The 25,297-nt window shown below is 61.2% G+C and carries 26 protein-coding genes; 22 read left to right on the top strand and 4 right to left on the bottom strand.

Annotated features, from left to right (window positions below):
• Positions 1-95 precede the first annotated feature (95 nt).
• Positions 96-866: a ParA family protein gene (locus tag AB7M22_RS29260; protein WP_008009127.1), complete on the bottom strand. Its 771-nt coding sequence runs from the start codon at positions 864-866 to the stop codon at positions 96-98.
• A gap of 358 nt (positions 867-1,224) precedes the next feature.
• Between AB7M22_RS29260 and AB7M22_RS29255 the strand changes: the two genes are divergently transcribed.
• The 21 genes from AB7M22_RS29255 to AB7M22_RS29155 all read left to right on the top strand — a co-directional run bounded on the left by AB7M22_RS29255 (position 1,225) and on the right by AB7M22_RS29155 (position 19,962).
• The gene (locus AB7M22_RS29255) at positions 1,225-1,950 is read left to right on the top strand and encodes a beta-ketoacyl synthase chain length factor (RefSeq protein ID WP_454188577.1); all 726 of its coding nucleotides are present in this window, start codon (positions 1,225-1,227) and stop codon (positions 1,948-1,950) included.
• Positions 1,926-2,735 (top strand): lysophospholipid acyltransferase family protein, encoded by an 810-nt coding sequence (locus AB7M22_RS29250; protein WP_454188576.1) that lies wholly within the window; start codon positions 1,926-1,928, stop codon positions 2,733-2,735. Before AB7M22_RS29255 ends, AB7M22_RS29250 begins: the two co-directional genes overlap by 25 nt.
• Positions 2,716-2,976, top strand: a complete 261-nt coding sequence (locus AB7M22_RS29245) for a phosphopantetheine-binding protein (RefSeq protein ID WP_007903179.1) — start codon at positions 2,716-2,718, stop codon at positions 2,974-2,976. The genes AB7M22_RS29250 and AB7M22_RS29245 overlap by 20 nt, the downstream gene beginning before the upstream one ends.
• 9 nt (positions 2,977-2,985) lie before the next feature.
• Positions 2,986-3,240 carry an acyl carrier protein gene (locus AB7M22_RS29240; protein WP_123721557.1) on the top strand — a complete coding sequence of 85 codons (255 nt, stop codon included), beginning with the start codon at positions 2,986-2,988 and terminating at the stop codon, positions 3,238-3,240.
• Positions 3,237-3,782: a hypothetical protein gene (locus AB7M22_RS29235; protein ID WP_454188575.1), complete on the top strand. Its 546-nt coding sequence runs from the start codon at positions 3,237-3,239 to the stop codon at positions 3,780-3,782. The genes AB7M22_RS29240 and AB7M22_RS29235 overlap by 4 nt, the downstream gene beginning before the upstream one ends.
• Positions 3,779-5,461 (top strand): AMP-binding protein, encoded by a 1,683-nt coding sequence (locus tag AB7M22_RS29230; protein ID WP_454188574.1) that lies wholly within the window; start codon positions 3,779-3,781, stop codon positions 5,459-5,461. The genes AB7M22_RS29235 and AB7M22_RS29230 overlap by 4 nt, the downstream gene beginning before the upstream one ends.
• Positions 5,462-5,610: 149 nt before the next feature.
• Entirely contained in the window at positions 5,611-6,345 is a 735-nt protein-coding gene (locus tag AB7M22_RS29225; RefSeq protein ID WP_454188573.1) for a glycosyltransferase family 2 protein, read from the top strand.
• Positions 6,342-7,289 carry an LpxL/LpxP family acyltransferase gene (locus AB7M22_RS29220; RefSeq protein ID WP_454188572.1) on the top strand — a complete coding sequence of 316 codons (948 nt, stop codon included), beginning with the start codon at positions 6,342-6,344 and terminating at the stop codon, positions 7,287-7,289. Before AB7M22_RS29225 ends, AB7M22_RS29220 begins: the two co-directional genes overlap by 4 nt.
• Positions 7,270-8,814: an HAL/PAL/TAL family ammonia-lyase gene (locus AB7M22_RS29215; protein ID WP_454188571.1), complete on the top strand. Its 1,545-nt coding sequence runs from the start codon at positions 7,270-7,272 to the stop codon at positions 8,812-8,814. The genes AB7M22_RS29220 and AB7M22_RS29215 overlap by 20 nt, the downstream gene beginning before the upstream one ends.
• Complete coding sequence (locus AB7M22_RS29210; RefSeq protein ID WP_038978628.1) at positions 8,807-9,232, top strand: acyl-CoA thioesterase; 426 nt, start codon at positions 8,807-8,809, stop codon at positions 9,230-9,232. Before AB7M22_RS29215 ends, AB7M22_RS29210 begins: the two co-directional genes overlap by 8 nt.
• The gene (locus tag AB7M22_RS29205) at positions 9,229-9,831 is read left to right on the top strand and encodes an outer membrane lipoprotein carrier protein LolA (protein WP_454188570.1); all 603 of its coding nucleotides are present in this window, start codon (positions 9,229-9,231) and stop codon (positions 9,829-9,831) included. The genes AB7M22_RS29210 and AB7M22_RS29205 overlap by 4 nt, the downstream gene beginning before the upstream one ends.
• On the top strand, positions 9,815-12,154 hold the full coding sequence (locus AB7M22_RS29200; RefSeq protein WP_454188569.1) for an MMPL family transporter: 2,340 nt from the start codon (positions 9,815-9,817) through the stop codon (positions 12,152-12,154). Before AB7M22_RS29205 ends, AB7M22_RS29200 begins: the two co-directional genes overlap by 17 nt.
• Positions 12,151-13,311 carry a sodium:proton antiporter gene (locus AB7M22_RS29195; RefSeq protein ID WP_454188568.1) on the top strand — a complete coding sequence of 387 codons (1,161 nt, stop codon included), beginning with the start codon at positions 12,151-12,153 and terminating at the stop codon, positions 13,309-13,311. Before AB7M22_RS29200 ends, AB7M22_RS29195 begins: the two co-directional genes overlap by 4 nt.
• A complete protein-coding gene (locus AB7M22_RS29190; protein ID WP_008009158.1) occupies positions 13,298-14,545 on the top strand; it encodes an NAD(P)/FAD-dependent oxidoreductase in 1,248 nt (415 codons plus the stop codon). The genes AB7M22_RS29195 and AB7M22_RS29190 overlap by 14 nt, the downstream gene beginning before the upstream one ends.
• Positions 14,542-15,267 (top strand): class I SAM-dependent methyltransferase, encoded by a 726-nt coding sequence (locus tag AB7M22_RS29185; protein WP_454188567.1) that lies wholly within the window; start codon positions 14,542-14,544, stop codon positions 15,265-15,267. Before AB7M22_RS29190 ends, AB7M22_RS29185 begins: the two co-directional genes overlap by 4 nt.
• A 122-nt stretch (positions 15,268-15,389) precedes the next feature.
• Positions 15,390-15,872: a hypothetical protein gene (locus AB7M22_RS29180; RefSeq protein WP_454188876.1), complete on the top strand. Its 483-nt coding sequence runs from the start codon at positions 15,390-15,392 to the stop codon at positions 15,870-15,872.
• Complete coding sequence (locus tag AB7M22_RS29175; protein ID WP_454188566.1) at positions 15,869-17,077, top strand: beta-ketoacyl-[acyl-carrier-protein] synthase family protein; 1,209 nt, start codon at positions 15,869-15,871, stop codon at positions 17,075-17,077. Before AB7M22_RS29180 ends, AB7M22_RS29175 begins: the two co-directional genes overlap by 4 nt.
• Positions 17,074-17,532 (top strand): hotdog family protein, encoded by a 459-nt coding sequence (locus tag AB7M22_RS29170; RefSeq protein WP_008009164.1) that lies wholly within the window; start codon positions 17,074-17,076, stop codon positions 17,530-17,532. Before AB7M22_RS29175 ends, AB7M22_RS29170 begins: the two co-directional genes overlap by 4 nt.
• A complete protein-coding gene (gene fabG / locus AB7M22_RS29165) occupies positions 17,532-18,260 on the top strand; it encodes a 3-oxoacyl-ACP reductase FabG (protein ID WP_008009167.1) in 729 nt (242 codons plus the stop codon). Before AB7M22_RS29170 ends, fabG begins: the two co-directional genes overlap by 1 nt.
• On the top strand, positions 18,260-19,486 hold the full coding sequence (locus tag AB7M22_RS29160) for a beta-ketoacyl-ACP synthase (RefSeq protein ID WP_454188565.1): 1,227 nt from the start codon (positions 18,260-18,262) through the stop codon (positions 19,484-19,486). The genes fabG and AB7M22_RS29160 overlap by 1 nt, the downstream gene beginning before the upstream one ends.
• Before the next feature lie 29 nt (positions 19,487-19,515).
• Positions 19,516-19,962, top strand: a complete 447-nt coding sequence (locus AB7M22_RS29155) for an excinuclease (RefSeq protein ID WP_454188564.1) — start codon at positions 19,516-19,518, stop codon at positions 19,960-19,962.
• 174 nt (positions 19,963-20,136) lie between these two features.
• On the opposite strand, the gene AB7M22_RS29150 is transcribed toward AB7M22_RS29155, so the two are convergent.
• Positions 20,137-21,033 carry a LysR substrate-binding domain-containing protein gene (locus AB7M22_RS29150; RefSeq protein ID WP_454188563.1) on the bottom strand — a complete coding sequence of 299 codons (897 nt, stop codon included), beginning with the start codon at positions 21,031-21,033 and terminating at the stop codon, positions 20,137-20,139.
• 152 nt (positions 21,034-21,185) lie between these two features.
• On the opposite strand from AB7M22_RS29150, the gene AB7M22_RS29145 reads away from it, so the two are divergent.
• Positions 21,186-22,427, top strand: coding sequence for an MFS transporter (locus tag AB7M22_RS29145; protein ID WP_454188875.1), 1,242 nt, complete (start codon positions 21,186-21,188; stop codon positions 22,425-22,427).
• Positions 22,428-22,570: 143 nt separating this feature from the next.
• On the opposite strand, the gene hemE is transcribed toward AB7M22_RS29145, so the two are convergent.
• Both hemE and AB7M22_RS29135 read right to left on the bottom strand, forming a co-directional pair.
• On the bottom strand, positions 22,571-23,638 hold the full coding sequence (hemE, locus tag AB7M22_RS29140) for a uroporphyrinogen decarboxylase (protein ID WP_454188562.1): 1,068 nt from the start codon (positions 23,636-23,638) through the stop codon (positions 22,571-22,573).
• A gap of 227 nt (positions 23,639-23,865) precedes the next feature.
• A complete protein-coding gene (locus AB7M22_RS29135; protein ID WP_454188561.1) occupies positions 23,866-25,284 on the bottom strand; it encodes an FAD-dependent oxidoreductase in 1,419 nt (472 codons plus the stop codon).
• Positions 25,285-25,297 lie beyond the last annotated feature (13 nt).

Raw genomic sequence — 25,297 nt, 5'->3', positions numbered from 1 at the left:
CGCGAAGAGGGCTTCACATTCAACATCTCTGTTGACTGGAATTCCGCTTTCGCGAGCAGGCTCGCTCCCACAGTGGTTCGTGTTGTTTGCAGGAATCAGGCGTTTTCGAGCAGGTTGTGCAGGTCGACGAACTGCTGGGTCAGTTTGTGCCGCGGGTCGAGGTGGATCAGTGGCGTGTTGGCCTGGTGAGACTCGCGCATACGTACCGAACTGGCCAGGTACACCGGCAACACCGGCAGCCCTTCGGCGATCAGTTCGTCGAGGATTTGCTGGGGCAAACTGGCACGGGCCTGGAACTGGTTGACGACGATGCCTTCGACTTCCAGCCCTTCGTTGTGGTCCTCCTTCAATTCTTCGATTTCCGCCAACAGCCCATACAGCGCCTGACGCGAGAAACTGTCGCAATCGAAGGGAATCAGCACACGATCAGCGGCAATCAAGGCCGATACGGCATAAAAATTCAGTGCTGGCGGCGTATCGAGGTAGATTCGGTCGTAATCGCCGTCCAGTTCCTCGAGCAATTTTCGCAGCTTGTTGATCTTGTGCTTGGCCTCAAGCTTGGGCTGCAAGTCCGCCAGCTCGGCGGTGGCGGTGACGACGTGAAGGTTGTCGAAGGGGGTTTCGTAAATATCGACCTGGTTTTTCTTCGAGAACGGCCCGGAGGACAGAGTCTGCTTGAAGAAGTCAGCGATCCCCATCGGGATATCATCACCGGTGAGTCCCGTCAGGTATTGAGTGGAGTTGGCCTGAGCATCGAGATCCACCAACAGTGTGCGATAGCCTTCGCTGGCGCTGACCGCCGCCAGATTACAGGCAATGCTTGACTTGCCCACGCCACCTTTCTGATTGAACACCACGCGCCGCATGTCAAAACCTCCGTGTATCAAAGAATGACCGAGTGTAGTAGTCCACGGCGCTGCTTAGCTACCTCACTGGCATCGGGACTACGAAGTCATTGGTAAATATCCGGCAGAAAAAGCCGCCAACTCGTCCATCGACAGCCGATGTAGCCGACAGACATGTCCGCTGCAACGTGGATAATGGCCAAACGACAGCTTTTTTCGCGAACCAGTCGGTACATTTCGTTGCGCAAAATGTAACCAGCATTTGCTACACGCCCGCCGCACCGGGATAATGCGCGCCACTCGGCGTTAAGCGCCACGTAAGGTCGGCCGCGCTTTTTTGCGACTCACCGCGTCAAGGAAGCCCGCAGGGGCGGGATGAATGTCTGTGATCAACTTCAACATCGCCCAATGGCGCGCGTGGGCCCCTGGGCTTGAAAGCGTGGATGATTGGCTGGCCTGGAGCCGACAACCGGCCGTGCTCGAGCGTAGCGATGCCGCCCCCGATGTGTCGTTTCTGCCTGCCATGCAGCGTCGGCGACTCAGCCGTCTGGCGCGGATGGCATTCAGCGTTGGCTGGCCGTTGGCGGATGGTCGCCAGGACCTACCGTTGGTCTTTATTTCCCGCCACGGCGAAACCCCGCGCACTTTCGAAATTCTCAGCGATCTGGCGACTGACCAACCGTTGTCGCCCACTCAGTTCAGCCTGTCGGTACACAACGCGGTCATTGGCCTGTGGTCGATCATGCGCGGCGAAACCAGCGAAATGACTGCCCTCGCCGCGGCTGGCGATGGCCTTGAACACGGCATGCTAGAGGCGGCGGCGTTGCTTGATGAAGGAGCGCCTGCGGTGCTGCTGGTAGTGACGGAAGAGCAACCGCCCGCGGCCTACTCGGCCTGGATCGACGACGTGCCATTCCCTTATGCGGTTGGCCTGCTGATTACGCCCGGCAATCAGTGGCAGCTGTCGCTGAACAGCACCTCGCAAGCGTTGTCCAAACCCCACTGGCCCCATGCCCTGAATCTGTTACGCACCCTGCTCGGCCAGCAGACCACCTGCCAACATGCCTGGAAAAATCGTGTATGGACCTGGCAACGCAACCCGTAACCGATAAAAACCGCGACGCCTATTACTGGCGCCTGCTGGCCACTGCCGCAAGCTTCACCCTGTTCGGGTTGGGCGGGCTTTGCCTGCGACTGGTAGTGTTCCCGCTATTGAGCTGCCTGCCGGGAGACGCCCAGGCCCATCGTCAGCGAGCACGACAGACCGTCAGCCGGTGTTTCTGGTTTTTCATTCGTTTCATGGCTCGCAGTGGCGTGCTGACCTATGACATTCAAGGGGCGGAAAAGCTCGGGCGACCAGGCCAGATGATCGTTGCCAATCACCCCTCGCTCATCGATGTGGTGTTTTTGATCGGCCTGGTGGGTCATGCCAACTGCGTGGTCAAGAAAAGCCTCTGGGAAAACCCGTTCACCCGCGGTCCGCTACGCCGCACCGATTACATCAGCAACGACGGCAGCATGGACATGCTCGACGCCGCTGCCGACGCACTGAAAAGTGGTCAGACCCTGATCATCTTTCCTGAGGGAACCCGCACTCAACCCGGTAAACCGCCGGCCTTTCATCGGGGTGGCGCGGCAATCGCCCTGCGCGGTGCGAGAATCCTCACCCCGGTGATCATCAAGGTCAGTCCGACCACATTGACCAAGGCCGAACCCTGGTATCGCATTCCCAAACGCCGCGTGCACTTCAGTTTTCGCGTTGGGGCCGATATAGACCCACAGGCCTTCGCTACGCAAGGGCCTGCGCCTCAGGCTTCGCGCAAGCTCAATGATTATTTGCACCATTACTTTATTAAGGAGCTCGCCGAAGATGAGCGATCTACACCGTGAGATAAAAGAACTGATCATCGAAGCACTGGGCCTCGAAGACATCAGCGTCGACGACATCGGCGACAACCAGACGCTGTTCGGCGAAGGTTTGGGCCTGGACTCGGTAGACGCCTTGGAACTCGGCCTGGCGATCCAGAAAAAGTACGGCATCAAAATCGATGCCGACGCCAAGGACACCCGTAATCACTTCACCAACGTGGCGAGCCTTGCGGCGTTCGTCACTGCAAAACAGGCAGCTTGAGACCGGACCATGCAAACTCGTGACGATATTTTCAATACCCTGCGCGATGCTCTGGTCGAACTCTTCGAGCTGGAGCCCGAGCGCATCAGCCTGGGAGCCAACCTGTATCAGGATCTGGAAATCGACAGCATCGATGCAGTCGACCTGATCGATCACATCAAACGCCAGACCGGCAAGAAAATCGCCGCCGAAGAATTCAAATCGGTGCGTACCGTCAGCGACGTGGTCGAGGCGGTCTACCGTCTGGTTCAACCGGCCGCATGAGCCGATTGATCGGCCTGGGCCTGCTGCTGGCAGGCCTGTTGTACCCCTTTGCGGTGTATTTCGGCATGGAGCATTTTGCCCCGTGGCAGTTCGGTTTGCTGCTGGGTAGCCTGTGGCTGGCGCGGGCGCTGACTGGCGAGCGGCGACCTGGAAGCCTGTGGATGGCTGTGGTCGCCATCGCGTTCTGCCTGCTGCTGGCGTTGTTCGACAGCCCGGTGCTGCTGCGCTGGTACCCGGTGCTGATCAGCGCGTTCATGCTGGTGCTGTTCGGCCTGAGCCTGAAATATGGCCCGCCGATGATTGAACGCCTGGCCCGTCTGCGAGAACCGGAACTACCGGCCAGGGCCATTCGCTACACCCGCCAGGTGACGATTGCCTGGAGCGTGTTTTTTCTCTGCAACGGCTTGTGCGCCGCCGCCCTGACCCTTTGGGCGCCGCTGAGTTGGTGGATGTTGTACACCGGCCTGATCTCCTATGGATTGATCGGCCTGATGTTTGCCATTGAATGGCTGATACGACAACGGGTAAGAGGCCGCCCATGAATTGGATAACACTTGAGCAACTGTTGCTCAAGGCTCAGCCGGACCGTGCCGTGACGGTGGAACCGGCGTTGAATCACGCGCAATTGTGCGAACAGGCCCTGAGCCTGGCTGCCGGCCTGAAAGCTCAGGGGGTACAGCGCATCGCCGTGCACCTTGAGGACGCTGCCGACCTGGCCATTGCCCTGCTCGGCGCCTGGCGTGCCGGGGTCAGCGTGCTGCTGCCTGCCGACCTGCAAGCGCAGACGCGCCAGCGCTGGTCGACCGAGGTCGATCTGTGGCTGACCGATCACGCCGAGGATGCGCACCTGAGCGATTATCAGCATCCACCGCTGCCGGCCAGCCCACTGGATCTGGATCGCTGTCAGCTAAGCCTGTGCACCTCCGGTTCCAGTGGTGAACCCAAGCGCATCGACAAAACCCTGCGCCAACTGGCCAATGAAGTCCAAGCGCTGGAGCACCTGTGGGGCGCAGATCTGGGCGAGGCCTGCATCATTGGCAGCGTCGCCACGCAGCACATCTACGGGTTGCTGTTTCGGGTGCTGTGGCCGTTGTGCGCCGGACGCTCGTTCGTGCGCAAGCAATTGGCCTTCCCGGAAGACTTGCAGCGCGCCAGCCGCGAACATCCGGCCTTCGCCTGGGTCGCCAGCCCGGCGCTGCTCAAGCGCATGGGCGATAACCTCGACTGGCCAGCGCTGAGCGCGGTGCGCCGAGTGTTTTCCTCCGGTGGCGCGCTGCCCGCCGAGGCGGCGCAAAGCCTGCATGAGCGCCTGCAACAATGGCCGACAGAAATTTTCGGCAGTTCGGAAACCGGTGGCATCGCCTGGCGTCAGGGCCAGAATCTCTGGCAGCCCTTCGCTGATGTTGCGCTGAGCCAGGACAGCGATGGCGCCTTGCTTATCGCGTCACCGTACTTGCCGGCCGGCCATATCGAACACACCGCCGATGCTGTACGCATCGCCGCCGACGGCCGTTTCGAGCTGTTGGGACGGCTGGACCGAATCGTCAAACTGGAAGAAAAACGTATCTCGCTACCGATGCTCGAACAAGCGTTGACAGCTCACGACTGGGTCGCCGAAGCGCGCCTCGGTGTGGTTCAGGAAAACCGCGCCTCATTGGGTGCGCTGCTGGTGCTCAGCGAGCAAGGTTTGTATGCCCTGCGTAATCTGGGACGACGCAGCCTCACTCAAGCATTGCGCCAGCATCTGAGTCAGCATTGTGAAACGCTGGCCCTGCCACGCCGCTGGCGCTTGTTGCGGCAACTGCCGTTGAACGCGCAAGGCAAACTGCCCCAGGCAGAGGTCGAAGCCCTGCTGCTGGCGCCCCGCCCAAAGGCGCCGCAAGTGCTGGAGCAGCTCGAAGCCGATGGCGAGTGGAGCCTGCAACTGGCCGTCCCGCCAGACCTGGCGTATTTCAGCGGACACTTTCCCCGAGCGCCAGTATTGCCCGGCGTAGTGCAGGTGGATTGGGCGTTGAACCTGGGCCAGCAATTGATGGACCTGCCGGCAAAATTCGCCGGTATGGAAGTCTTGAAATTTCAGCAACTGGTACGCCCCGGTGATGAAATCCAGTTGCACCTGCGCTTCGACTCGGCGCGCAGTAAATTGTATTTCGCCTATCGCAATGAAACCGCTACCTGCTCCAGTGGGCGGATTTTGCTGGAGGCTGCCAGCGATGCATAACTCTGGTGAGTGCTGCGCACTCAATCGCGAGCAGGCTCGCTCCCACAATAAATCGCGGCCATGCGTCCAATCTGTGCTCGACACACATCCAATGTGGGAGCGAGCCTGCTCGCGATGCAGGCACCTCGATCCTTCAGGTGTACGCCAACATGCATAACCCCTGCGCAATCATCCCGGTCTACAACCACGAAACCGCAATCACTGCCGTGGTCGATGCGCTGCTTGCCAGTGGCTTGCCATGCATTCTGGTGGACGATGCCAGCAGCCCGGCCTGCGCCAAGGTGCTTGACCGACTGGCCCAGCGTGACCGGGTTTACCTGATCAGGCTCACCATCAATCAAGGCAAGGGCGGCGCGGTGATGACCGGTTTGCGCGAAGCCTCGCGCCTGGGCTTCAGCCATGCCTTGCAGGTGGACGCCGACGGCCAGCACGACCTGCAAGACGTCAAGGTCTTCATCGAGCATTCGCGTGCCCATCCCGAGGCGGTCATCTGCGGTTATCCGCAATACGACGCCAGTGTGCCGAAAGGTCGTTTGTACGCCCGCTACCTGACGCACGTCATGGTCTGGATCAACACCCTGTCGTTGCAGATTCGCGACTCCATGTGCGGCTTCCGCGTCTACCCATTGCCACCGACCCTGGCACTGATCGACTCGGCCAGGATTGGTAAACGCATGGACTTCGACTCCGACATCCTGGTGCGCCTGGCCTGGCGTAATCAGCCGATGCAGTGGCTGAAAACCAGGGTCCATTACCCTTCGGATGGCGTCTCGCATTTTCGCCTGTTCCACGACAATGTGCTGATTACGAGCATGCACACCCGGCTGTTCTTCGGCATGTTGCTGCGCACACCGGTGATCCTCTGGCGACGGTGGCGAGCATGAGCGACAACGCAGACAAACAGCACTGGGCCGACCGCCAGGAGCGCGGCAGTTTCTGGCTGATGAAGTTCACTGCGCTTTGCGCAAAAGTCTTGGGTCGCCGACTGCTGAGCCCGCTGCTGTACGGCATCGTGCTGTACTTTTTCCTGTTCGGGCGCAGCGCCCGCAAAAGCGCCTGGCAATACCAGCAGCGGCTCGCTGACTGGAGCGGTCGTGGCGAATTGCGTCCGACCCATTGGCGGGTGTTCGGCCAGTTCATGGCCTTTGCCGACTCCATGCTCGACAAACTCGATGTGTGGAATGGCAAGCTGAGCATCGATCAAATCGAAATCATCGACCCGGCGCTGCTGCGCAATAAACTGCGCGGCACACGCGGGCAAATGCTGGTGGGTGCGCACCTGGGCAATCTCGAGGTTTGCCGGGCGCTGGCCGAGATCGGCGAAAAAGTCACCATGAACGTGCTGGTGCATACCAAGCACGCCGAACAATTCAACCGTCTGCTGGGCGAAGCCGGGGCGACCAACCTGCGGCTGATTCAGGTCAGCGAGCTGGACCCGGTGATCATGCTGCAACTGCATGAACGCCTGGAGCGCGGCGAATGGCTGGCGATTGCTGGCGACCGCGTGCCGCTGCATGGCGGGCGCAGCGTGAGCGTGGATTTCCTCGGCCATCAAGCCGCGTTCCCTCAGGGCCCATGGTTGCTGGCCGGCCTGCTGAAATGCCCGATCAACCTGATGCTGTGCCTGAAGAAACCCACTGGCGACTATCGACTGACCCTCGAACCGTTCGCCGACGCCATCGTGTGGAAACGCAGCGACCGCGAACAGGTCATTCATCAGTGGGCCTCCCGCTACGCCGAACGTCTGGGTCACTATTGCCTCGAAGCGCCCCAACAATGGTTCAACTTTTACCCTTTCTGGAAGACCGATGACGACGCCAACGCTTGAGCCGGTAACCTTCGGCGAACTCCCTTTGCGCATCGAAGACGTGCTGGCCCTGGCCAACCGTCAGGTGCCGACGCAGTTGCAGGGCGACGCTGAGTTTCGCCAGCGCATCGCCAAGGGCCCGCAGTTTCTTGACTCCCTGCTGGACAAGGAAGGCGTGATCTATGGCGTGACCACCGGTTATGGCGATTCCTGTGTGGTGGCGGTGCCGCTGCACCACGTCGAAGCCCTGCCCCGTCATTTGTATACCTTCCACGGTTGCGGCCTGGGCAAACTGCTCGACGCCCAAGCCACTCGGGCGGTGCTGGCAGCGCGTTTGCAGTCGCTGTGCCAAGGCGTTTCCGGGGTGCGCGTGGAGCTGCTGGAGCGCCTGCAAGCGTTCCTCGAATACGACATTCTGCCGCTGATTCCGGAAGAAGGTTCGGTGGGCGCCAGCGGTGATCTGACGCCGCTGTCCTACGTCGCCGCGACCTTGTCCGGCGAACGCGAAGTGATGTTCCGTGGTGAGCGTCGACAAGCCGCCGATGTGCACAGCGAACTGGGCTGGGAACCGCTGGTATTGCGCCCCAAAGAAGCGCTGGCGTTGATGAACGGTACCGCCGTGATGACCGGCCTCGCCTGCCTGGCTTATGCGCGCGCTGATTACCTGCTGCAACTGGCTACGCGCATCACCGCGCTGAACGTGGTCGCCCTGCAAGGCAACCCGGAGCACTTCGACGAGCGTCTGTTCGCCGCCAAACCCCATCCAGGGCAGATGCAAGTTGCCGCGTGGCTGCGCAAGGATCTGGCGATCGATGCGCCGACCGCGCCGCTGCATCGCCTGCAAGACCGCTATTCCCTGCGTTGTGCGCCGCACGTGCTCGGCGTGCTGGCCGACAGCCTGAACTGGCTGCGCTCGTTCATCGAGATCGAACTGAACAGCGCCAATGACAACCCGATTATCGACGCCGAAGCCGAACGCGTGCTGCACGGCGGGCACTTCTACGGCGGTCATATCGCGTTCGCCATGGACAGTCTGAAAACCCTGGTGGCCAACGTCGCCGACTTGCTCGACCGTCAGCTCGCGCTGCTGGTGGACGAGCGTTACAACCATGGTTTGCCGAGCAATCTGTCTGGCGCCAGCGCCGACCGCGCGATGCTCAATCACGGCTTCAAGGCGGTGCAGATCGGCACCAGCGCCTGGACCGCCGAAGCCCTGAAAAACACCATGCCGGCCAGCGTCTTCTCGCGTTCCACCGAGTGCCACAATCAGGACAAAGTCAGCATGGGCACTATCGCCGCCCGCGACGCCATCCGTGTGCTGGAGCTGACCGAACAGGTCGCCGCCGCCACGCTGCTGGCCGCCAACCAAGGCGTCTGGCTGCGCGGCCAGGCTGAAGACGCGCGCCCACTGCCACCGGCCTTGGCTGCGATGCACGAAGAATTGGCCAAGGACTTCCCGCCGGTCATCGAAGACCGTGCCCTTGAAGGCGAATTGCGCCTGTGCCTGCAACGCATCGCTGAACAACACTGGAGGCTGCATGCGTAGCAAGGGAGTGCTTCACACCGACACGGAAATCCTCGTACCGTTCTTTGACGTCGACACCATGAACGTGGTCTGGCACGGCCATTACGTCAAATACCTGGAAGTCGCCCGCTGTGCGCTGCTGGACAAGATCGGCCACAACTACGACGCCATGGTGGCGTCGGGTTACGCGTGGCCGGTGATCGACTTGCAGCTGCGTTATGTGCGCGGCGCGGTGTTCGGCCAGAAACTGAATGTGCGCGCCAGCCTGGTGGAGTGGGAAAACCGCCTGAAGATCAGTTATCTGATCAGCGATCTGGCCACCGGCGAACGTCTGACCCGCGCCTGTTCCGTGCAAGTCGCCGTCGACATGAGCAGCCGCGAAATGCAGTTGGCTTCACCGAAGGTTTTCACCGATGCGGTTGAAAGGATGCTGCCATGAACTCGCTCCTCAAATGCCTTGGCGCTTTAGCGTTGCTCGGGCTCTCATCATTGGCGCAGGCCTTCGATCTGCAACAGCTCAGCGATCAACTGGCCAAACCCGATGTGATCCACGGCAGCTTCATCCAGGAAAAACACCTGCGCGCCCTGCCCCAGCCGCTGACCAGCAAGGGCACCTTCGTTCTGGCGAAGAATCACGGCCTGCTCTGGCTGCTGAAAACCCCGCTGCAACAGGACTACCGCATCAGCGCCAAGGGCATTGCCCGGCGTGATGCCAACGGTTGGCAAATGCTGCCGAACAAGAGTGCCGGCGCCGAGCAGAACCGTTTGTTCCTCGCGGTGCTGCAAGGCGACAGCAGCGGTTTGCAACGGGATTTCGAGCTTGCGCTGAGCGGCGATGCCCAGAACTGGAAACTGACCCTGACCCCGCGTTCGATGCTGCTCAAGCAGGTGTTCAATCAGATCAACATTGACGGCGGCGAACTGGTGCACAGCATCGAGCTGCTCGAAACCCAGGGTGACCGAACCCTGTTGCGCATGCAGGACAGCACCAGCGCACAACCTTTGAGCGATGCGGAGCAACATGACTTTGCCGAGTGAACGGATGCTGCCGCGGCTGTTTCTGATCCTGCTGCTGGCGGTGCTCGCGCTCGCCGGCTGGCAATGGCGTGACGGTGCACCGCTGTCGGCCAATCTGATGGAACTGGTGCCAGGCACGGCGCCGGACGCGCTGGAACTGCGCGCCGAACAGCGTATGCAAGAACCGCTGAACCGGGAGATGCTGGTGCTGGTCGGCCATAAAGACCGCCAGCAAGCCATCGCCATGGCACAAAAACTCGGCGAGCAGTGGCAGGCCAGCGGCGTGTTCGAAAAGGTCCAGTGGAACCTGCAGGCCGACTTGCCGGCACTACGCGCACAATTGCTGCAAGGCCGCCTGGCGATGTTGTCCGTGGCCGACCGGCAGCAACTCATCGAGCACCCCGACACCTTTATCCAGCAACGGGTACAAGCCCTGTTCGACCCGTTCACCGGCTTCAGCCTGGTACCGAGCCAGGACGACTGGCTCGGCCTGACCGGGCGCATCCAGAACAGCCAGCCGCAACACGGCTCGGTACAACTGGACATCGGCAGCGGTGCGCTGGTTGCCGATGCCGACGGCAAGAGTTGGGTGATGCTGCGGGCGCGAACCGTCGGCAACGCATTCGACATGAACCTGCCGCTGCAAGTGGCTGACCTGCTGCAACACAGTCGCGAAGAAGCCGCCCGGTCGGATGTGCAACTCCTCGCCGCCAGCGGCCTGCTGTATGCCGCCAGCGGTCAACGGCAAGCCGCGCGCGAAATGACTTGGGTCGGTGGCGGCGCCACGGTCGGTATTCTGTTGCTGCTGTTGCTGGCCTTCCGGCGTTGGCGGGTGTTGCTGGCGTTCGTCCCGGTGCTGGTGGGCATGTTGTTCGGTGCGGTGGCCTGCGTGGCGCTGTTCGGCCACATGCATGTGATGACGCTGGTGTTGGGCTCAAGCCTGATCGGCGTGGCGGTGGATTACCCACTGCATTACCTGTCCAAAAGCTGGAGCCTGAAACCCTGGCACAGCTGGCCGGCGTTACGTCTGACCCTGCCGGGGCTGACGCTGAGCCTGATCACCAGTTGCATCGGCTACCTGGCCCTGGCCTGGACGCCGTTCCCGGCCCTGACCCAAATTGCCGTGTTCTCCGCCGCCGGCCTGCTTGGCGCCTATCTGTCGGCAGTGTGCCTGCTGCCGGCGCTGCTCAAGGGCGTGGTTCTGCGCCCGGCGCAGTGGCCGATGCGCATCGCCGAGAAATTGCTGGAGCTGCGTGAAACGTTGCTCAAATACGTACGCTCGCCGGTACTGCTGGCACTGCTGATCGCCTTTTGTGTCGGCGGTCTGTTGCAGCTGCAGAGCAAAAACGATATTCGCCAATGGGTCGGCGCACCGCAGCAACTGACTGACGAAGCCCAGACCATCGCACGCATCACCGGCTATCAACCCACCAGCCAGTTCTTCCTGGTGCGCGCGGCCAATCAGCAAGAATTGCTCGAACGCCAGACGGCACTGAGCGAGCGTCTGGATCAGTTGGTCAACCTGGAAAAACTCCAGGGCTACCTGTCGCTCAATCAACTGGTCAGCCAACCGAGCGAACAACGCAAAGTGCGTGAAGCACTGAGCAAGCTGCCACAGTTCTGGCAACCGTTGCTCGACCTCGGCGTACCGGCCGCCGCGTTGCAGGCCGAGTTGGCAACGTTGCAGGCGCTGCCCACCGAAGACATCGACACAGCGCTGGTCGGCCCATTGGCCGAGCCCTACCGCACCCTGTGGCTGGGGCCGACCGATGACGGCGTGGCCGCGATGGTCAGCCTGCAAGGCTTGAACAATCCCACGCTGTTGCGGGTCCAGGCTCTGGACTTGCCGGGTGTAGAACTGGTGGACCGCCTCGGCGAACTGAACCAGGTTTTCGCCGCCACTCAAATCAGCGCCGCTGAATTGAAACTCGCTTCCTGCGTGCTGATCGTGCTGGTACTGATCCTGCCATTCGGTTTCGGTGGCGCGTTGCGTATTGTCTCTTTGCCGCTGCTGGCGGCCCTATGCAGTCTGGCAAGTCTCGGTTGGCTCGGTCAGCCGCTGACGCTGTTCAGCCTGTTCGGCCTGCTGCTGGTGACAGCCATCAGCGTCGATTACGCGATCCTCATGCGCGAACAAATCGGCGGCGCCGCGGCGAGTCTGCTGGGCACCTTGCTGGCGGCGGTGACCACCTGGCTGTCGTTCGGCCTGTTGGCGGTGTCCAGCACGCCAGCGGTGAGCAACTTCGGCCTGTCGGTGAGCCTCGGCCTGGCATTCAGTTTCATCCTGGCACCGTGGGCCGGACGCCAAATCCACGCCGCCCCAATTACGGAGCCGGCAGCATGATGGTCGCGGTGTTCTGGGTGATGGCCCTGGTGTTGTTCGCCGTGGCCACCCGTGTCGGTCGTCATTTCGGTCTGATTCCAATCGTCAGCCAGTTGCTGCTGGCGACCTTCGGCCTGCCGTTGCTGATGTACTTCTGGATCGAACCGGGCTGGCACCTGAGCGGTGCCAACCTGATCTCGCCGGGCTGGCTGAAGAACCTCTACAGCCTGAGCTTTGCCTTGCTGCTGGGGCACATCCTCAGCGACGTGATCGACCTGCGGCTGGAACGCCAGAGCTTGAAAATCGCCCTGCCGAGTTTCTGCATCCCGTTTGCCTGCGGGCTGGCGACAGCAGTCTGGCTGTTGCCGCCGCAGCCGTGGATCAGCTCGCTGGCAGTCGGTCTGCTGTTCGCCATCACCGCGATTCCGGTGTTGTATCTGTACCTGCGACACATCAACTACCCGCCCGCTGCCACCCGACGCCTGGTGCAGACCGCGATCCTGATCGACCTGACCTGCTGGACCCTGTTCGCGTTCGCCCAGGGCAGCCTGCACCTGAGCAGCCTCTTGCTGCCGCTGGCCGGCGCCTGTCTGCCGTTGTTGCTGCGACTGCTCAGGTTGCGCCAACCGTTGCTGCACAGCGGCTGCTTCTTCGCGCTGCTGGTGGTCGCCGAACACTTCAAACTCAATGCGCTGATTTTCGGCATCGGCTATCTGCTGTGCATGGCCGCGCTCAAGGTGCCATTGGTGCTGCCGTTATCGGGGGCGTGGATGAGCCGTTTGCAGACCTGGATCGCCATCCCGCTGATCCTCACGTTCGGCATCGTGCAGATCAACGTGCACAGCGCCATCGACAGTCTCGGCGGGATGCAACTGACTGCGCTCCTGCTGTTGCCAATCGCCAGCAAACTGTTGGGCAACTGGCTGGGCCTCGGCTGGGCTGGCGCCTCGTTTGAAGGTGCCAGCCGCTGGCGGGAAAGCCTTTTACTGAATATTCGCGGCTTGAGCGAGATCGTCTTTCTCAACCTGCTGCTGCAACAACAGCTCATCAGCCCGGCCCTGTACTTCGCGCTGATGTTGATGGGCCTGATCGCAACCCTGCTGCCGGCACTCGCCGGCATGCACCGAATCCCTTTGAACATCGCCGCCCCGGCAAGGAGCACCCGTGCCAACAGTTGAAATGGAACGTCGTCAGGTACTGGTGATCGGCGCTGGCCCCTCGGGCGCCATCGCCGCCGCGCTGCTCAAGCGTAAAGGTCATGATGTGTTGATGATCGAGCGCCAGCATTTCCCACGGTTTTCCATCGGTGAAAGCCTGCTGTCCCACTGCCTGGATTTCGTCGAAGAAGCCGGCATGCTCGAGGCGGTAAATGCTGCAGGTTTCCAGCGCAAAAACGGCGCGGCGTTCGCTTGGGGCGATCAGTACAGCGCCTTCGATTTCGGCGATACGTTCAGCAACGGCAAGCCGACGACGTTCCAGGTCCAGCGCGCCGATTTCGACAAGCTGCTGGCCGATCAGGCTGAGCTGCAAGGTGTCGAAGTCCGTTACGGCGAAGCCATCGTCAGCGCCGATTTCAGCCTGCCTAAACCGCAGCTCGACGTACTTCGCGAAGACGGTAGCCAGTACCGCGTCGAAGCCGACTTCGTGCTTGATGCCAGCGGCTACGGTCGCGTGCTGCCGCGCTTGCTCGACCTTGAAGCACCGTCGAACTTCCCGGTGCGCCAGGCCGTGTTCACCCACGTCGAAGATTGCATCGACAGCCCGGCTTTCGACCGGGAGAAAATCCTCATCACCACCCATCCGACCCAGCGTGATATCTGGTTCTGGACTATCCCGTTCAGCAACGGCCGTTGCTCGGTGGGCGTGGTGGCTGCCGCCGAACACTTCGAAGGCCGCACCGAGAATCTGGACGACTGCCTGCGCGGCTTCATCGCCGAAACCCCAAGCCTGGCCGCTGTGCTGAACAATGCCGTGTGGGACACGCCCGCGCGGACCATCGGCGGTTATTCGGCCAACGTCAAAACCCTGCATGGCCCAGGTTTCGCCCTGCTGGGCAATGCGGCGGAATTTCTCGACCCGGTGTTCTCTTCCGGCGTGACCATCGCCATGCGTTCGGCGAGCATGGCCGCCGGGGTGCTGCACCGCCAACTGCAAGGTGAAAGCGTCAACTGGCAGACCGAATTCGCCGAACCGCTCAAGCGCGGCGTCGACACCTTCCGTTGCTACGTCGAAGGCTGGTACGCGGGGACCTTTCAGGATGTGATTTTCTATCAGGGCGGCACAGCGGATATCCGCCGCATGATCAGCTCGATCCTCGCCGGTTACGCCTGGGATGAACGCAACCCGTTCGTCAGCGAACCCAAACGTCGACTGCGGATGATCTCGGACCTTTGCGCACAGGATCCGACATGAGTTACTTGAGCGACAACTACGTCGAAGAAACCCGTTTCGGTTTCTGGTTCCTGCGCAGCCACACCTGGCAGCACCATGTATTGCGCGTGGCGATCAATGATTTGCGCAACCTGTTCAGCGCGCCATTGCCCGCCAACCCGGTATTGCTGGATGCCGGTTGCGGCCAGGGCAAGTCGTTCCAGTACCTGCGCCAGACCTTCGCGCCTTTGCGCCTGATCGGGCTGGATGCCGACCCTCACAGCCTGAATCTGAGCGGTGCGGAAGCGGCCCGCCAGGGCATGGATGTAGAGCTGCTCGGCAGCGACTGCGCCAGCATCAAAGTGCCGGACGCCAGTGTCGATCTGCTGTTCTGTCACCAGACCTTCCATCACCTTGTCGAGCAGGAACAGGCCTTGGCCGAGTTTTATCGAGTGCTCAAGCCGGGCGGCTATTTGCTGTTCGCCGAGTCCACCGAGGCTTACATTGATACGTGGGTGATTCGCTGGCTGTTCCGCCACCCGATGCATGTGCAAAAGAGCGCTGCCGGCTATCTGGACATGATTCGTCGACAGGGTTTTGAATTCGGCCCGCAGAACGTGTCTTACCCTTACTTGTGGTGGAGTCGCGCCAAGGATTTCGGCCTGTTCGAACGCTTCGGCTTGCGCCAGCCAAAACCCTTTGGCCAACGGGAAGAAACCCTGGTCAAGGTAGTCGCGCGCAAGCCCGTTGAAGGTGCTGATTGATGTCTAGCGCAACTCAAACCTGTGGGAGCGAGCCTGCTCGCGAAAGCGGTGTGTCAGTCAACAAAAGTGTTGGATGTGCCGACGCATTCGCGAGCAGGCTCGCTCCCACAGGGCCTGCGGTGCTGATCCGTTTCCTGCTTCTGGGTTGCGTCCTGTTGCTGAGCGCCTGCGCCAGCCAGGCACCGTTGCCCGAGCGAACCCCGAACCTGGCGTTGCCGCTGCAACTGCACATCGAACGTCAGATGGCCGAACAGCGTCAGGACTGGCTGCTGGTGATCCAGCGTGAAGGCCCGGGCATTCGCTGGTCGATGATGGACCCTTTGGGGATTCCCGTGGCACGGCAGAAACTGATCGATGGCCAATGGCAGGCCGACGGCCTGCTGCCGCCCAATCCGGAAGCCCGGGAGCTGTTCGCCGCCTTATTGTTTGCGTTGACCCCTGCGGGCGAGTTGCATGGCAACTATCCCGCCGCCCGGCAGGATGGCGGGCAACGGTCCTTGTCACCACGCTGGAACATCCGCTATTCACAACCACTGAGCTTTGAATTGAACGTGTCCCAAGGCCCGCACTATCGCGTCACTCCGTTAGGCGAGCACACGCCATGACGGCCTATCTGAACGCCCTCGGGGTGATCTGCGCCCTGGGCCGCGACAAGCAGGAAGTCGCCCGCAACCTGTTTGCCGGCGATTGCTCGGGCATGCGCAGCGAGGCGGGCTGGGTGGCGGAACGCACGCTGCCGGTCGCGGCGGTGCGCGGTGAGCTGGCGCCGATTCCGGCTGAGCTGGCGCATCAAAGCAGTCGCAACAATCAATTGCTGCTGGAGGCCGCGCTGCAAATTCGCGAAGACATCGAGCAGACGATCCAGACCTACGGCCGCGACCGTATCGGCGTCATCCTGGGCACCAGCACCTCGGGCATCGACGAGGCCAGCAGCGGTCTGGCCCATTACATCCGAGAGCATCAGTTCCCTGCCGACTATGACTATCAGCAACAGGAACTCGGCGCACCGGCGACGTTTCTCGCCGACTGGCTGCAATTGAGCGGCCCGGCCTATGTGATTTCCACCGCCTGCACCTCCAGCGCCCGCGCGCTGATGAGTGCTCAACGACTGCTCGACCTGGGCATGTGCGACGCCGTGTTGTGCGGCGGTGTCGACAGTTTGTGCAAGCTGACCCTCAACGGTTTCTCGGCCCTGGAAGCGGTGTCCGAACAGCGCTGCAATCCGTTTTCAGCCAACCGCAACGGCATCAATATCGGCGAAGCGGCGGTGTTGTTTCTGATGAGCAAAAACGCCGGCAACGGCCAAGCGATTGCCCTGTTGGGCAGTGGCGCCAGCTCCGATGCACACCATATTTCCGCGCCGGAACCGACCGGCCGTGGCGCCCTGCAAGCGATGCGCAAAGCCTTGAGTCGCGCAGGCCTGCAACCGCAGCAGATCGGCTATCTGAACCTGCACGGCACCGCCACCCAACACAACGACGCCATGGAAAGCCTGGCCGTGACGACGCTATTCCCGCAAGGCGTGCCCTGCTCGTCGACCAAACCGATGACCGGCCATACCCTCGGCGCTGCCGGTGCTTTGGAAGCTGCGTTCTGCTGGTTGAGCCTGAGCGCGGACAGCCGCGCTTACAATCACGAGCACGCCCTGCCGCCCCACATCTGGGACGGCCAGCCCGATCCTGAACTGCCGGCCCTGCATTGGGTGACCCCGACCGACCACCTGACGTCCATTGCACCTCGCTACCTGATGAGCAATTCCTTTGCCTTCGGTGGCAATAACGTCAGCCTGATTATCGGAGACGCCCCATGATTGCCTGGCCGCTCGCCGAACTGCTGCCGCATGCCGGCGACATGATCCTCATCGAGCAGATCCTGTCGTTCGATGACGAACAGATTCACACCCGACTCACCGTCAAACCCGGCGGCCTGTTCAATCGCCCCGACGGCAGCCTGCCTGCCTGGGTCGGCATCGAGCTGATGGCCCAGAGCGTCGCCGCGTACGCCGGCTGCCATGCGCGCCAGAAAGGCAATGCGGTGGAGTTGGGTTTCCTGCTCGGCACCCGTAAATTCGAATGCAACGTTGAACACTTCCCCGCCGGCACCGAGTTGACCATCCATGGAATACGCTCGCTGGAAGACGACAACGGCATGGGTGTGTTCGAATGCCACCTCACCGCCCCCGGCATCCACGCCACCGCCCGGCTGAACGTGTTTCGCCCGCCTCAAGCCGCGCAATATCTTCATGAACCCCAAGGAGTCGAGTGATGACTGAATCCGTACTGGTCACCGGCTCCAGCCGTGGTATCGGCCGCGCCATTGCGTTGCGTCTGGCCCGGGCCGGGCATGACATCGTGCTGCACTGCCGCAGCGGTCTCGCGGACGCCGAAGCCGTCAAGGCCGAAGTCGAGACCCTAGGCCGCAACGCGCGCATCCTGCAATTTGACGTGTCCGACCGCGCCAGTTGCAAAGCTATTCTTGAAGCCGACGTCGAAACCCATGGCGCCTATTACGGCGTGGTGCTCAACGCCGGCCTGACCCGCGACGGTGCTTTCCCGGCCCTGAGCGAGGAGGACTGGGATCTGGTGATGCGCACCAATCTCGACGGTTTCTACAACGTGCTGCACCCGGTGATGATGCCGATGATCCGTCGTCGCGCCGCCGGGCGGATTGTTTGCATCACCTCGGTTTCCGGGTTGATCGGCAATCGTGGGCAAGTCAATTACAGCGCGTCCAAGGCCGGTCTGATCGGCGCAGCCAAGGCGTTGGCGATCGAACTGGGCAAGCGCAAAATCACTGTTAACTGTGTCGCACCCGGCCTGATCGACACGGCGATGCTCGATGAAAATGTGCCGGTGGAAGAGCTGATGAAAATGATCCCCGCACAACGCATGGGCACCCCTGAAGAGGTAGCCAGTGCGGTGAATTTCCTGATGTCAGCGGAAGCGTCGTACATCACCCGGCAGGTTCTGGCCGTCAACGGAGGCCTGTGCTGATGAAGCGCGTCGTCGTCACCGGCATGGCCGGCATCACCTCACTCGGTAGCGACTGGGACACCATCGCCGCCAACTTCGCCGCCAATCGCAGCGGCATCCGTCGCATGGACGAGTGGGATCGTTTTACCGAACTCAACACACGCCTGGCCGGGCCGATCGATGACTTCAAAGTGCCGAGCCACTGGACCCGCAAGCAACTGCGCAGCATGGGCCGCGTCTCGCGGCTCGCTGTTGGTGCTGCTGAGCAAGCGTTGGCCGACGCCGGTCTGTTGGGTGACGAATCGATCAAGGACGGGCGCATGGGCGTTTCCTGCGGCTCGTCCACCGGCAGCACCGACGAGATCAAGGCGTTCGGCAATATGCTGCTCAACTCGGTGGCCGAAGGCCTGAACGCCAACTCCTACGTGCGGATGATGCCGCACACCACCGCGGCGAATATCAGCATCTTCTTCGGCCTCACCGGACGGCTGATCCCAACCTCCAGTGCCTGCACCAGCGGTAGCCAAGGCATCGGTTACGCCTACGAATCGATCAAGTTCGGCCGCCTGCCGCTGATGCTCGCCGGCGGCGCCGAAGAGCTGTGCCCGACCGAAGCCATGGTGTTCGATGCGCTCTACGCCACCAGCCTGAAAAACGATGCCCCGCAAACCAGCCCTCGCCCTTACGACATCGGCCGCGATGGCCTGGTGATCGGTGAAGGCGGCGGCATGCTGGTGCTCGAAGAGCTCGAACACGCCCTGGCACGCGGCGCACACATCCACGCAGAGATCGTCGGTTTCGGCAGCAACGCCGACGGTCAGCACGCCACCCGTCCAGAGCAGCTCACCATGCGCCGGGCCATGGAGCTCGCCCTGGAAGACGCCGGGCTGCAGCCTTCGGACATCGGCTATGTGAACGGTCATGGCACCGCGACAGAACAGGGCGACATTGCCGAAACACTGGCCACCAGCGCGTTGTTCGGCGAACACATGCCAATCAGTTCACAGAAGAGTTTCCTCGGCCACACCCTGGGAGCCTGCGGTGCGCTGGAGTCCTGGTTCAGCATCGAAATGATGAACCGCGACCAGTACGTGCACACTTTCAACCTCGATGAGGTCGATCCGAAGTGCGGCACGCTCGATTACCTGCGCGGTGAATTCCGGCAGATGAGCAATGAGTACGTGATGAACAACAATTTCGCTTTTGGTGGGGTCAACACCTCGTTGATTTTCCGCCGCTGGTCGTAATCGAATAACTCAGGGTCAAGGAGACCTTCATGCACTTCAAGAAACTCGCTGCCGCCACCACCTTGCTGATCTGCGCGTTGCCGAGCATCAGCCAGGCCCGTGACACCGCGGTGTATCTGCCTTTTGACAAAGCAGTCGCCGAAGCAACCCGTGCCGGCAAAATCGATGGCAGCGTGAAGTTCTACCTGGCAGGCAATACACCGGCTGGCAACGTCACCGTAGTCAGCCCAGGTGCCGTGACCAACAAGAAAACCAACGCCTTCAACAAGTCTGACGAAGTGGCCTGCGAATGGGTCGCGCAATCGGCAATCATCAGCCTGCACCAGGCCGCGAAGAACGCCGGCGCCAACGCCGTGACCAACATCGTCAGCTTCTACAAAAGCAATGAGCGCAAGGATGCCAAGAATTATGAGTGCCACGCAGGGGCGCTCATGGCGGGCGTTGCGTTGAAAGGGGATTTGGCGAAGGTTCAGTAACGCCCGACGCAGACTAGCCGCGACACACTCAGCCGTTACCGATTGCGTTGATACCTGGGGGCTGGCGCAGTGTCTTGAACATCAGGATCAAAAGATCGCAGCCTCGTTTCACTCGACAGCTCCTACATCGATCGGCGTAGGAGCTGCCGCAGGCTGCGATCTTTTAGAAGCTGATCACATCCCTTCAACCTTACGCGTCAACAACTCCACAAACGCCTTGGCCATCGGCGATTTCTGATCCTTGCGCTGCACCAGCCACACTGCCGACACCGCTTCCGGATCCAGCAACGGGCGGTAGACCACGCCATCGATACGCATCCGCTGATACGACGCAGGCAGTACCGACACCCCCAAACCTGCCGCCACCAGCCCGATGATGGTCATTGCCTCGCCTGCCTCTTGCGCGAAGTGCGGGCTGAAACCGGCATCCCGCGCCAGGCTGAGCAACTGGGCGTACAGACCACTACCATAGCTACGCGGGAAAAATACGAATGGTTCGAGGGCTAGCGCCGAGAGGAATAAACCTTCTTCGCTGCCATTCACCAGCGGATGCTTGGAGCTGAGCACCGCCACCAGTGGCTCACGCATCAGTTCCACTACGCTGAGCGAGTCCGGTAACCCCAGCGGTCGCATGATCCCGACTTCGATCGACTCATCAACCAGTGCATCGGCCACTTGAGTGCTGCTCATTTCCCGCAGGTTCAGGTGCACCGCCGGGAAGCGCTGGCGAAACGAAAAAATCGCTTGGGGAATGGTCGAGTTGAACGGTGCCGACGAAGTGAAGCCGATCTTCAACTCACCCAGTTCACCGAGTTGTGCCCGCCGTGCCACATCCGCCGCTTTGTCGACCTGAGCCAGCACCAACCGCGCCTCTTCCAGGAACAACCGCCCCGCCTCACTGAGTTCGACCCGACGATTGGTCCGTTCGAACAGACGCGCCCCGAGCTCCTGCTCCAGCGCCTGAATCTGCTGGCTCAACGGCGGTTGCGAGATGCCCAGCACCTGGGCCGCGCGACCGAAATGCAGTTCTTCGGCGACAGCAATGAAGTAGCGCAGGTGACGCAATTCCATGAAAACTCCATTAGGTCGTAAAACCTATCAAACAGGTCGAACAATATATTGGATAGAAACATTAGCCAGCTATATGATTTTTTCATTGCCTGACCGGCTGCGCCCCTCCGAGGTCTGAAGTGAAAACTGCTGTCGCCCCACTCGCCCATGAAATTCCGCCCACTGCGCTGGATGATGTCGTCGCCGAGCGAAGCGAGATCTACATCGAAAAAGGCACGCCGATGTTCATGCGCACGGTGCTGGCGCTGTTCTCGGGTGGCTTCGCGACCTTCGCCCTGCTTTATTGCGTGCAGCCGATGATGCCGCTGCTATCCCGCGAATTTTCCATCAACGCTGCCCAGAGCAGCCTGATCCTGTCGGTCGCCACCGGCATGCTCGCCATCGGCTTGCTGATCACCGGCCCCATCTCTGATCGCATCGGGCGTAAACCAGTGATGGTCGCCGCGCTGTTCGCCGCAGCGCTGTGCACCATGGCCAGCGCGATGATCCCGAGTTGGCAAGGCGTGCTGGTGATGCGGGCGCTGGTGGGGCTGTCGTTGAGCGGTCTGGCGGCGGTCGCGATGACTTACCTGAGCGAAGAGATACACCCGCAGCACCTTGGCCTGGCCATGGGCTTGTACATCGGTGGCAATGCCATCGGCGGTATGTGTGGACGATTGATCGTCGGAGTATTGATCGACTTCGTCAGCTGGCATACGGCGATGCTGGTCATCGGTGGTCTGGCGCTGATTGCCGCAGCGGTGTTCTGGAAAATCCTCCCGGAATCGCGCAACTTCCGCGCTCGCTCACTGCATCCGCGCAGCTTGCTGGAGGGCTTCACCATGCACTTTCGCGACGCCGGCCTGCCGTTGTTGTTTGTCGAAGCATTTGTGCTGATGGGCGCGTTCGTCACGCTGTTCAACTACATCGGTTATCGCTTGCTGGCCGAGCCGTACCATATGGACCAAGCCTTCGTCGGGCTGCTCTCGGTGGTGTACCTGTCGGGCATCTACAGCTCGGCGAAAATCGGCGCCCTGGCCGACCAACTCGGCCGGCGCAAAGTGCTCTGGGCAACCATTGTGGTCATGCTTGCGGGCATCGCCCTGACCATGTTCACGCCGTTACCGCTGGTGATTCTCGGCATGCTGATCTTTACCTTCGGCTTCTTCGGGGCGCATTCGGTGGCCAGTAGCTGGATCGGCCGTCGTGCGATCAAGGCCAGAGGACAGGCGTCGTCGCTGTACCTGTTCAGCTATTACGCCGGGTCGAGTATCGCGGGTACGGCAGGCGGCGTGGCCTGGCACTTGGGTGGATGGAACGGGATCGGGCTGTTTATCGGCGGATTGTTGGTGATTGCGCTGTTGGTGGCGTTGAAGCTGGCGAAGTTGCCGCCATTGGAAAATGTGAAAGCCTGACGGCAATATCCGGTCAGCCACAAACAACTGTGGGAGCGAGCCTGCTCGCGAAGGGTCATAACATCAACATCTAAGTTGACTGTCAGACCGCTATCGCGAGCAGGCTCGCTCCCACAGAAAAGCGGTTTTTTATTGGGTCACGATCACTCGTGATACTGCGCCGACAACTCATGTACCGCTCGCAGGAACGCACCGGCATGTTCCGGATCGACTTCCGGGGTGATGCCATGACCGAGGTTGAACACATGGCCGCTGCCCTTGCCGTAGCTGGCGAGGATGCGGCCGACTTCGGTGCGAATGGCTTCTGGCTTGGCGTAAAGCACGGTCGGGTCCATGTTGCCTTGCAGGGCGACTTTGCTGCCGACGCGTTGGCGGGCTTCGCCAATGTCGCAAGTCCAGTCCAGGCCCAGCGCATCAGCGCCGGCGTCGGCAATGCTTTCCAGCCACAGGCCGCCGTTCTTGGTGAACAGGATGACCGGCACTTTGCGGCCTTCGTGCTCGCGGATCAGGCCGCTGACGATTTTGCGCATGTAGGCCAGGGAGAATTCCTGGTAAGCCGCTGCGGAGAGGTTGCCGCCCCAAGTGTCGAAGATCTGCACCGCTTGCGCGCCGGCCATGATCTGGCCGTTGAGGTACGAAGTGACCGACTGCGCGAGTTTATCCAGCAGCAAATGCATGGCTTGCGGGTTGTCGTAGAGCATGGCCTTGGTCTTGCGGAAGTCTTTCGACGAACCGCCTTCGACCATGTAGGTGGCCAGGGTCCATGGGCTGCCGGAGAAGCCGATCAACGGCACGCGGCCGTTCAGTTCGCGACGGATGGTGCTGACCGCATCCATGACGTAGCCGAGGTCTTTGTGCGGATCAGGAATCGGCAGGGCTTCGATGTCAGCCATCGTGCTGACGACTTTCTTGAAGCGCGGACCTTCACCGGTTTCGAAGTACAGGCCTTGGCCCATGGCGTCCGGGATGGTGAGGATGTCGGAGAACAGGATCGCCGCGTCCAGTTGCGGATAGCGGTCGAGCGGCTGCATCGTGACTTCGCAAGCGAACGCCGGGTTCATGCACAGGCTCATGAAATCACCGGCCTTGGCACGGCTGGCGCGATATTCAGGCAGGTAGCGACCGGCCTGACGCATCATCCACACAGGCGTGACGTCTACGGGTTGCTTGAGCAGGGCGCGAAGGAAACGGTCGTTCTTCAGGGCAGTCATGTCGGCATCCGGAAAAAAAGTGCGGGCATTTTCTCAGAGCGCGACGCAAAAGGCACGGCAAGAGCCGTTCCTTTTGTCTATCGGGTCAATTTGTCGCGGGTTACATCGGCAAATTCTGCGTTGATTCGGCCGGCCTCTTCGCGGGCAAGCCTCGCTCCTACAGGTCCGGTGACATTCCTGTAGGAGCGAGGCTTGCCCGCGAATGGAGCGACTCCGATCAAGCAGATTTACACGCCCAGGTAATCCAGGATCCCTTCAGCGGCATTGCGGCCTTCGAAGATCGCCGTTACCACCAGGTCGGAACCGCGCACCATGTCGCCACCAGCGAAGATTTTCGGGTTGCTGGTCTGGTGCTTGTACTGGCCTTGTTCCGGCGCCACGACGCGGCCCTGGCTGTCGGTCTGGATGCTGAACTGCTCGAACCACGACGCCGGGCTTGGACGGAAGCCGAAGGCGATGACCACGGCGTCGGCCGGGATGATCTCTTCGGAGCCCGGGATCGGCTCGGGGCTACGACGGCCACGGGCGTCTGGTTCGCCGAGACGGGTCTCGACCACCTTCACGCCTTCGACACGGTCTTCACCGACGATCGCGATCGGCTGGCGGTTGTAGAGGAATTTCACGCCTTCTTCCTTGGCGTTCTTCACCTCTTTGCGCGAGCCCGGCATGTTCGCTTCGTCGCGACGATAGGCACAGGTCACCGACTTGGCGCCCTGGCGAATCGAAGTACGGTTGCAGTCCATCGCTGTGTCGCCACCACCCAGTACCACGACCTTCTTGCCTTTCATGTCGACGAAATCTTCCGGCGACTTTTCAAAGCCCAGGTTGCGATTGACGTTGGCGATAAGGAAGTCCAGCGCGTCGTGCACGCCAGGCAGGTCTTCACCGGCAAAGCCGCCCTTCATGTAGGTATAGGTGCCCATGCCCATGAACACGGCATCATATTCTTCGAGCAGTTGCTCGATGGTCACGTCCTTGCCCACTTCGGTGTTCAGGCGGAACTCGATGCCCATGCCGGTGAAGACTTCGCGGCGATTGCTCAGCACGGTCTTTTCCAGCTTGAACTCGGGGATCCCGAAGGTCAGCAGACCACCGATTTCCGGGTTCTTGTCGAACACCACCGGGGTCACGCCGCCACGTACCAGCACATCGGCACAGCCCAGGCCGGCAGGGCCCGCGCCGATTACCGCGACACGCTTGCCGGTCGGTTTGACCTTGGACATGTCCGGGCGCCAGCCCATGGCGAACGCGGTATCGGTGATGTACTTCTCCACCGAACCGATGGTCACCGCACCGAAACCATCGTTGAGGGTGCAGGCACCCTCGCACAGACGATCCTGTGGACACACCCGGCCGCAGACTTCCGGCAGGGTGTTGGTCTGGTGCGACAGCTCGGCGGCGGCAAGGATGTTGCCCTCGGCCACCAGCTTGAGCCAGTTGGGAATGAAGTTGTGCACCGGGCACTTCCATTCGCAATACGGATTACCGCAACCCAGGCAGCGGTGGGCCTGGTCGGCCGACTGCTGGGGTTTGAAGGGTTCGTAGATTTCCACGAACTCTTTCTTGCGTTGACGCAACAGTTTCTTCTTCGGATCCTTGCGCCCGACATCGATGAACTGGAAGTCGTTATTCAGACGTTCAGCCATTGTTAAAACCTCA

This window comes from Pseudomonas sp. ADAK2 TE3594 (genome assembly GCF_053628675.1).
The sequence above is the reverse complement of the archived record's forward strand: the minus strand, read 5'-3'. Positions and strand labels throughout refer to the sequence as shown.

Bases quoted from the DNA above. Each gene is read 5' to 3' on its own strand.
- AB7M22_RS29230 (WP_454188574.1), top strand. From the start codon at position 3,779: ATGAATTGGATAACACTTGAGCAACTGTTGCTCAAGGCTCAGCCGGAC.
- AB7M22_RS29225 (WP_454188573.1), top strand. From the start codon at position 5,611: ATGCATAACCCCTGCGCAATCATCCCGGTCTACAACCACGAAACCGCA.
- AB7M22_RS29155 (WP_454188564.1), top strand. From the start codon at position 19,516: ATGCACTTCAAGAAACTCGCTGCCGCCACCACCTTGCTGATCTGCGCG.
- AB7M22_RS29135 (WP_454188561.1), bottom strand. From the start codon at position 25,284: ATGGCTGAACGTCTGAATAACGACTTCCAGTTCATCGATGTCGGGCGC.
- AB7M22_RS29160 (WP_454188565.1), top strand. From the start codon at position 18,260: ATGAAGCGCGTCGTCGTCACCGGCATGGCCGGCATCACCTCACTCGGT.
- AB7M22_RS29170 (WP_008009164.1), top strand. From the start codon at position 17,074: ATGATTGCCTGGCCGCTCGCCGAACTGCTGCCGCATGCCGGCGACATG.
- AB7M22_RS29205 (WP_454188570.1), top strand. From the start codon at position 9,229: ATGAACTCGCTCCTCAAATGCCTTGGCGCTTTAGCGTTGCTCGGGCTC.
- hemE (WP_454188562.1), bottom strand. From the start codon at position 23,638: ATGACTGCCCTGAAGAACGACCGTTTCCTTCGCGCCCTGCTCAAGCAA.
- AB7M22_RS29255 (WP_454188577.1), top strand. From the start codon at position 1,225: ATGTCTGTGATCAACTTCAACATCGCCCAATGGCGCGCGTGGGCCCCT.
- AB7M22_RS29260 (WP_008009127.1), bottom strand. From the start codon at position 866: ATGCGGCGCGTGGTGTTCAATCAGAAAGGTGGCGTGGGCAAGTCAAGC.
- AB7M22_RS29210 (WP_038978628.1), top strand. From the start codon at position 8,807: ATGCGTAGCAAGGGAGTGCTTCACACCGACACGGAAATCCTCGTACCG.
- fabG (WP_008009167.1), top strand. From the start codon at position 17,532: ATGACTGAATCCGTACTGGTCACCGGCTCCAGCCGTGGTATCGGCCGC.
- AB7M22_RS29245 (WP_007903179.1), top strand. From the start codon at position 2,716: ATGAGCGATCTACACCGTGAGATAAAAGAACTGATCATCGAAGCACTG.
- AB7M22_RS29175 (WP_454188566.1), top strand. From the start codon at position 15,869: ATGACGGCCTATCTGAACGCCCTCGGGGTGATCTGCGCCCTGGGCCGC.
- AB7M22_RS29195 (WP_454188568.1), top strand. From the start codon at position 12,151: ATGATGGTCGCGGTGTTCTGGGTGATGGCCCTGGTGTTGTTCGCCGTG.
- AB7M22_RS29150 (WP_454188563.1), bottom strand. From the start codon at position 21,033: ATGGAATTGCGTCACCTGCGCTACTTCATTGCTGTCGCCGAAGAACTG.
- AB7M22_RS29200 (WP_454188569.1), top strand. From the start codon at position 9,815: ATGACTTTGCCGAGTGAACGGATGCTGCCGCGGCTGTTTCTGATCCTG.
- AB7M22_RS29220 (WP_454188572.1), top strand. From the start codon at position 6,342: ATGAGCGACAACGCAGACAAACAGCACTGGGCCGACCGCCAGGAGCGC.
- AB7M22_RS29235 (WP_454188575.1), top strand. From the start codon at position 3,237: ATGAGCCGATTGATCGGCCTGGGCCTGCTGCTGGCAGGCCTGTTGTAC.
- AB7M22_RS29240 (WP_123721557.1), top strand. From the start codon at position 2,986: ATGCAAACTCGTGACGATATTTTCAATACCCTGCGCGATGCTCTGGTC.
- AB7M22_RS29250 (WP_454188576.1), top strand. From the start codon at position 1,926: ATGGACCTGGCAACGCAACCCGTAACCGATAAAAACCGCGACGCCTAT.
- AB7M22_RS29185 (WP_454188567.1), top strand. From the start codon at position 14,542: ATGAGTTACTTGAGCGACAACTACGTCGAAGAAACCCGTTTCGGTTTC.
- AB7M22_RS29215 (WP_454188571.1), top strand. From the start codon at position 7,270: ATGACGACGCCAACGCTTGAGCCGGTAACCTTCGGCGAACTCCCTTTG.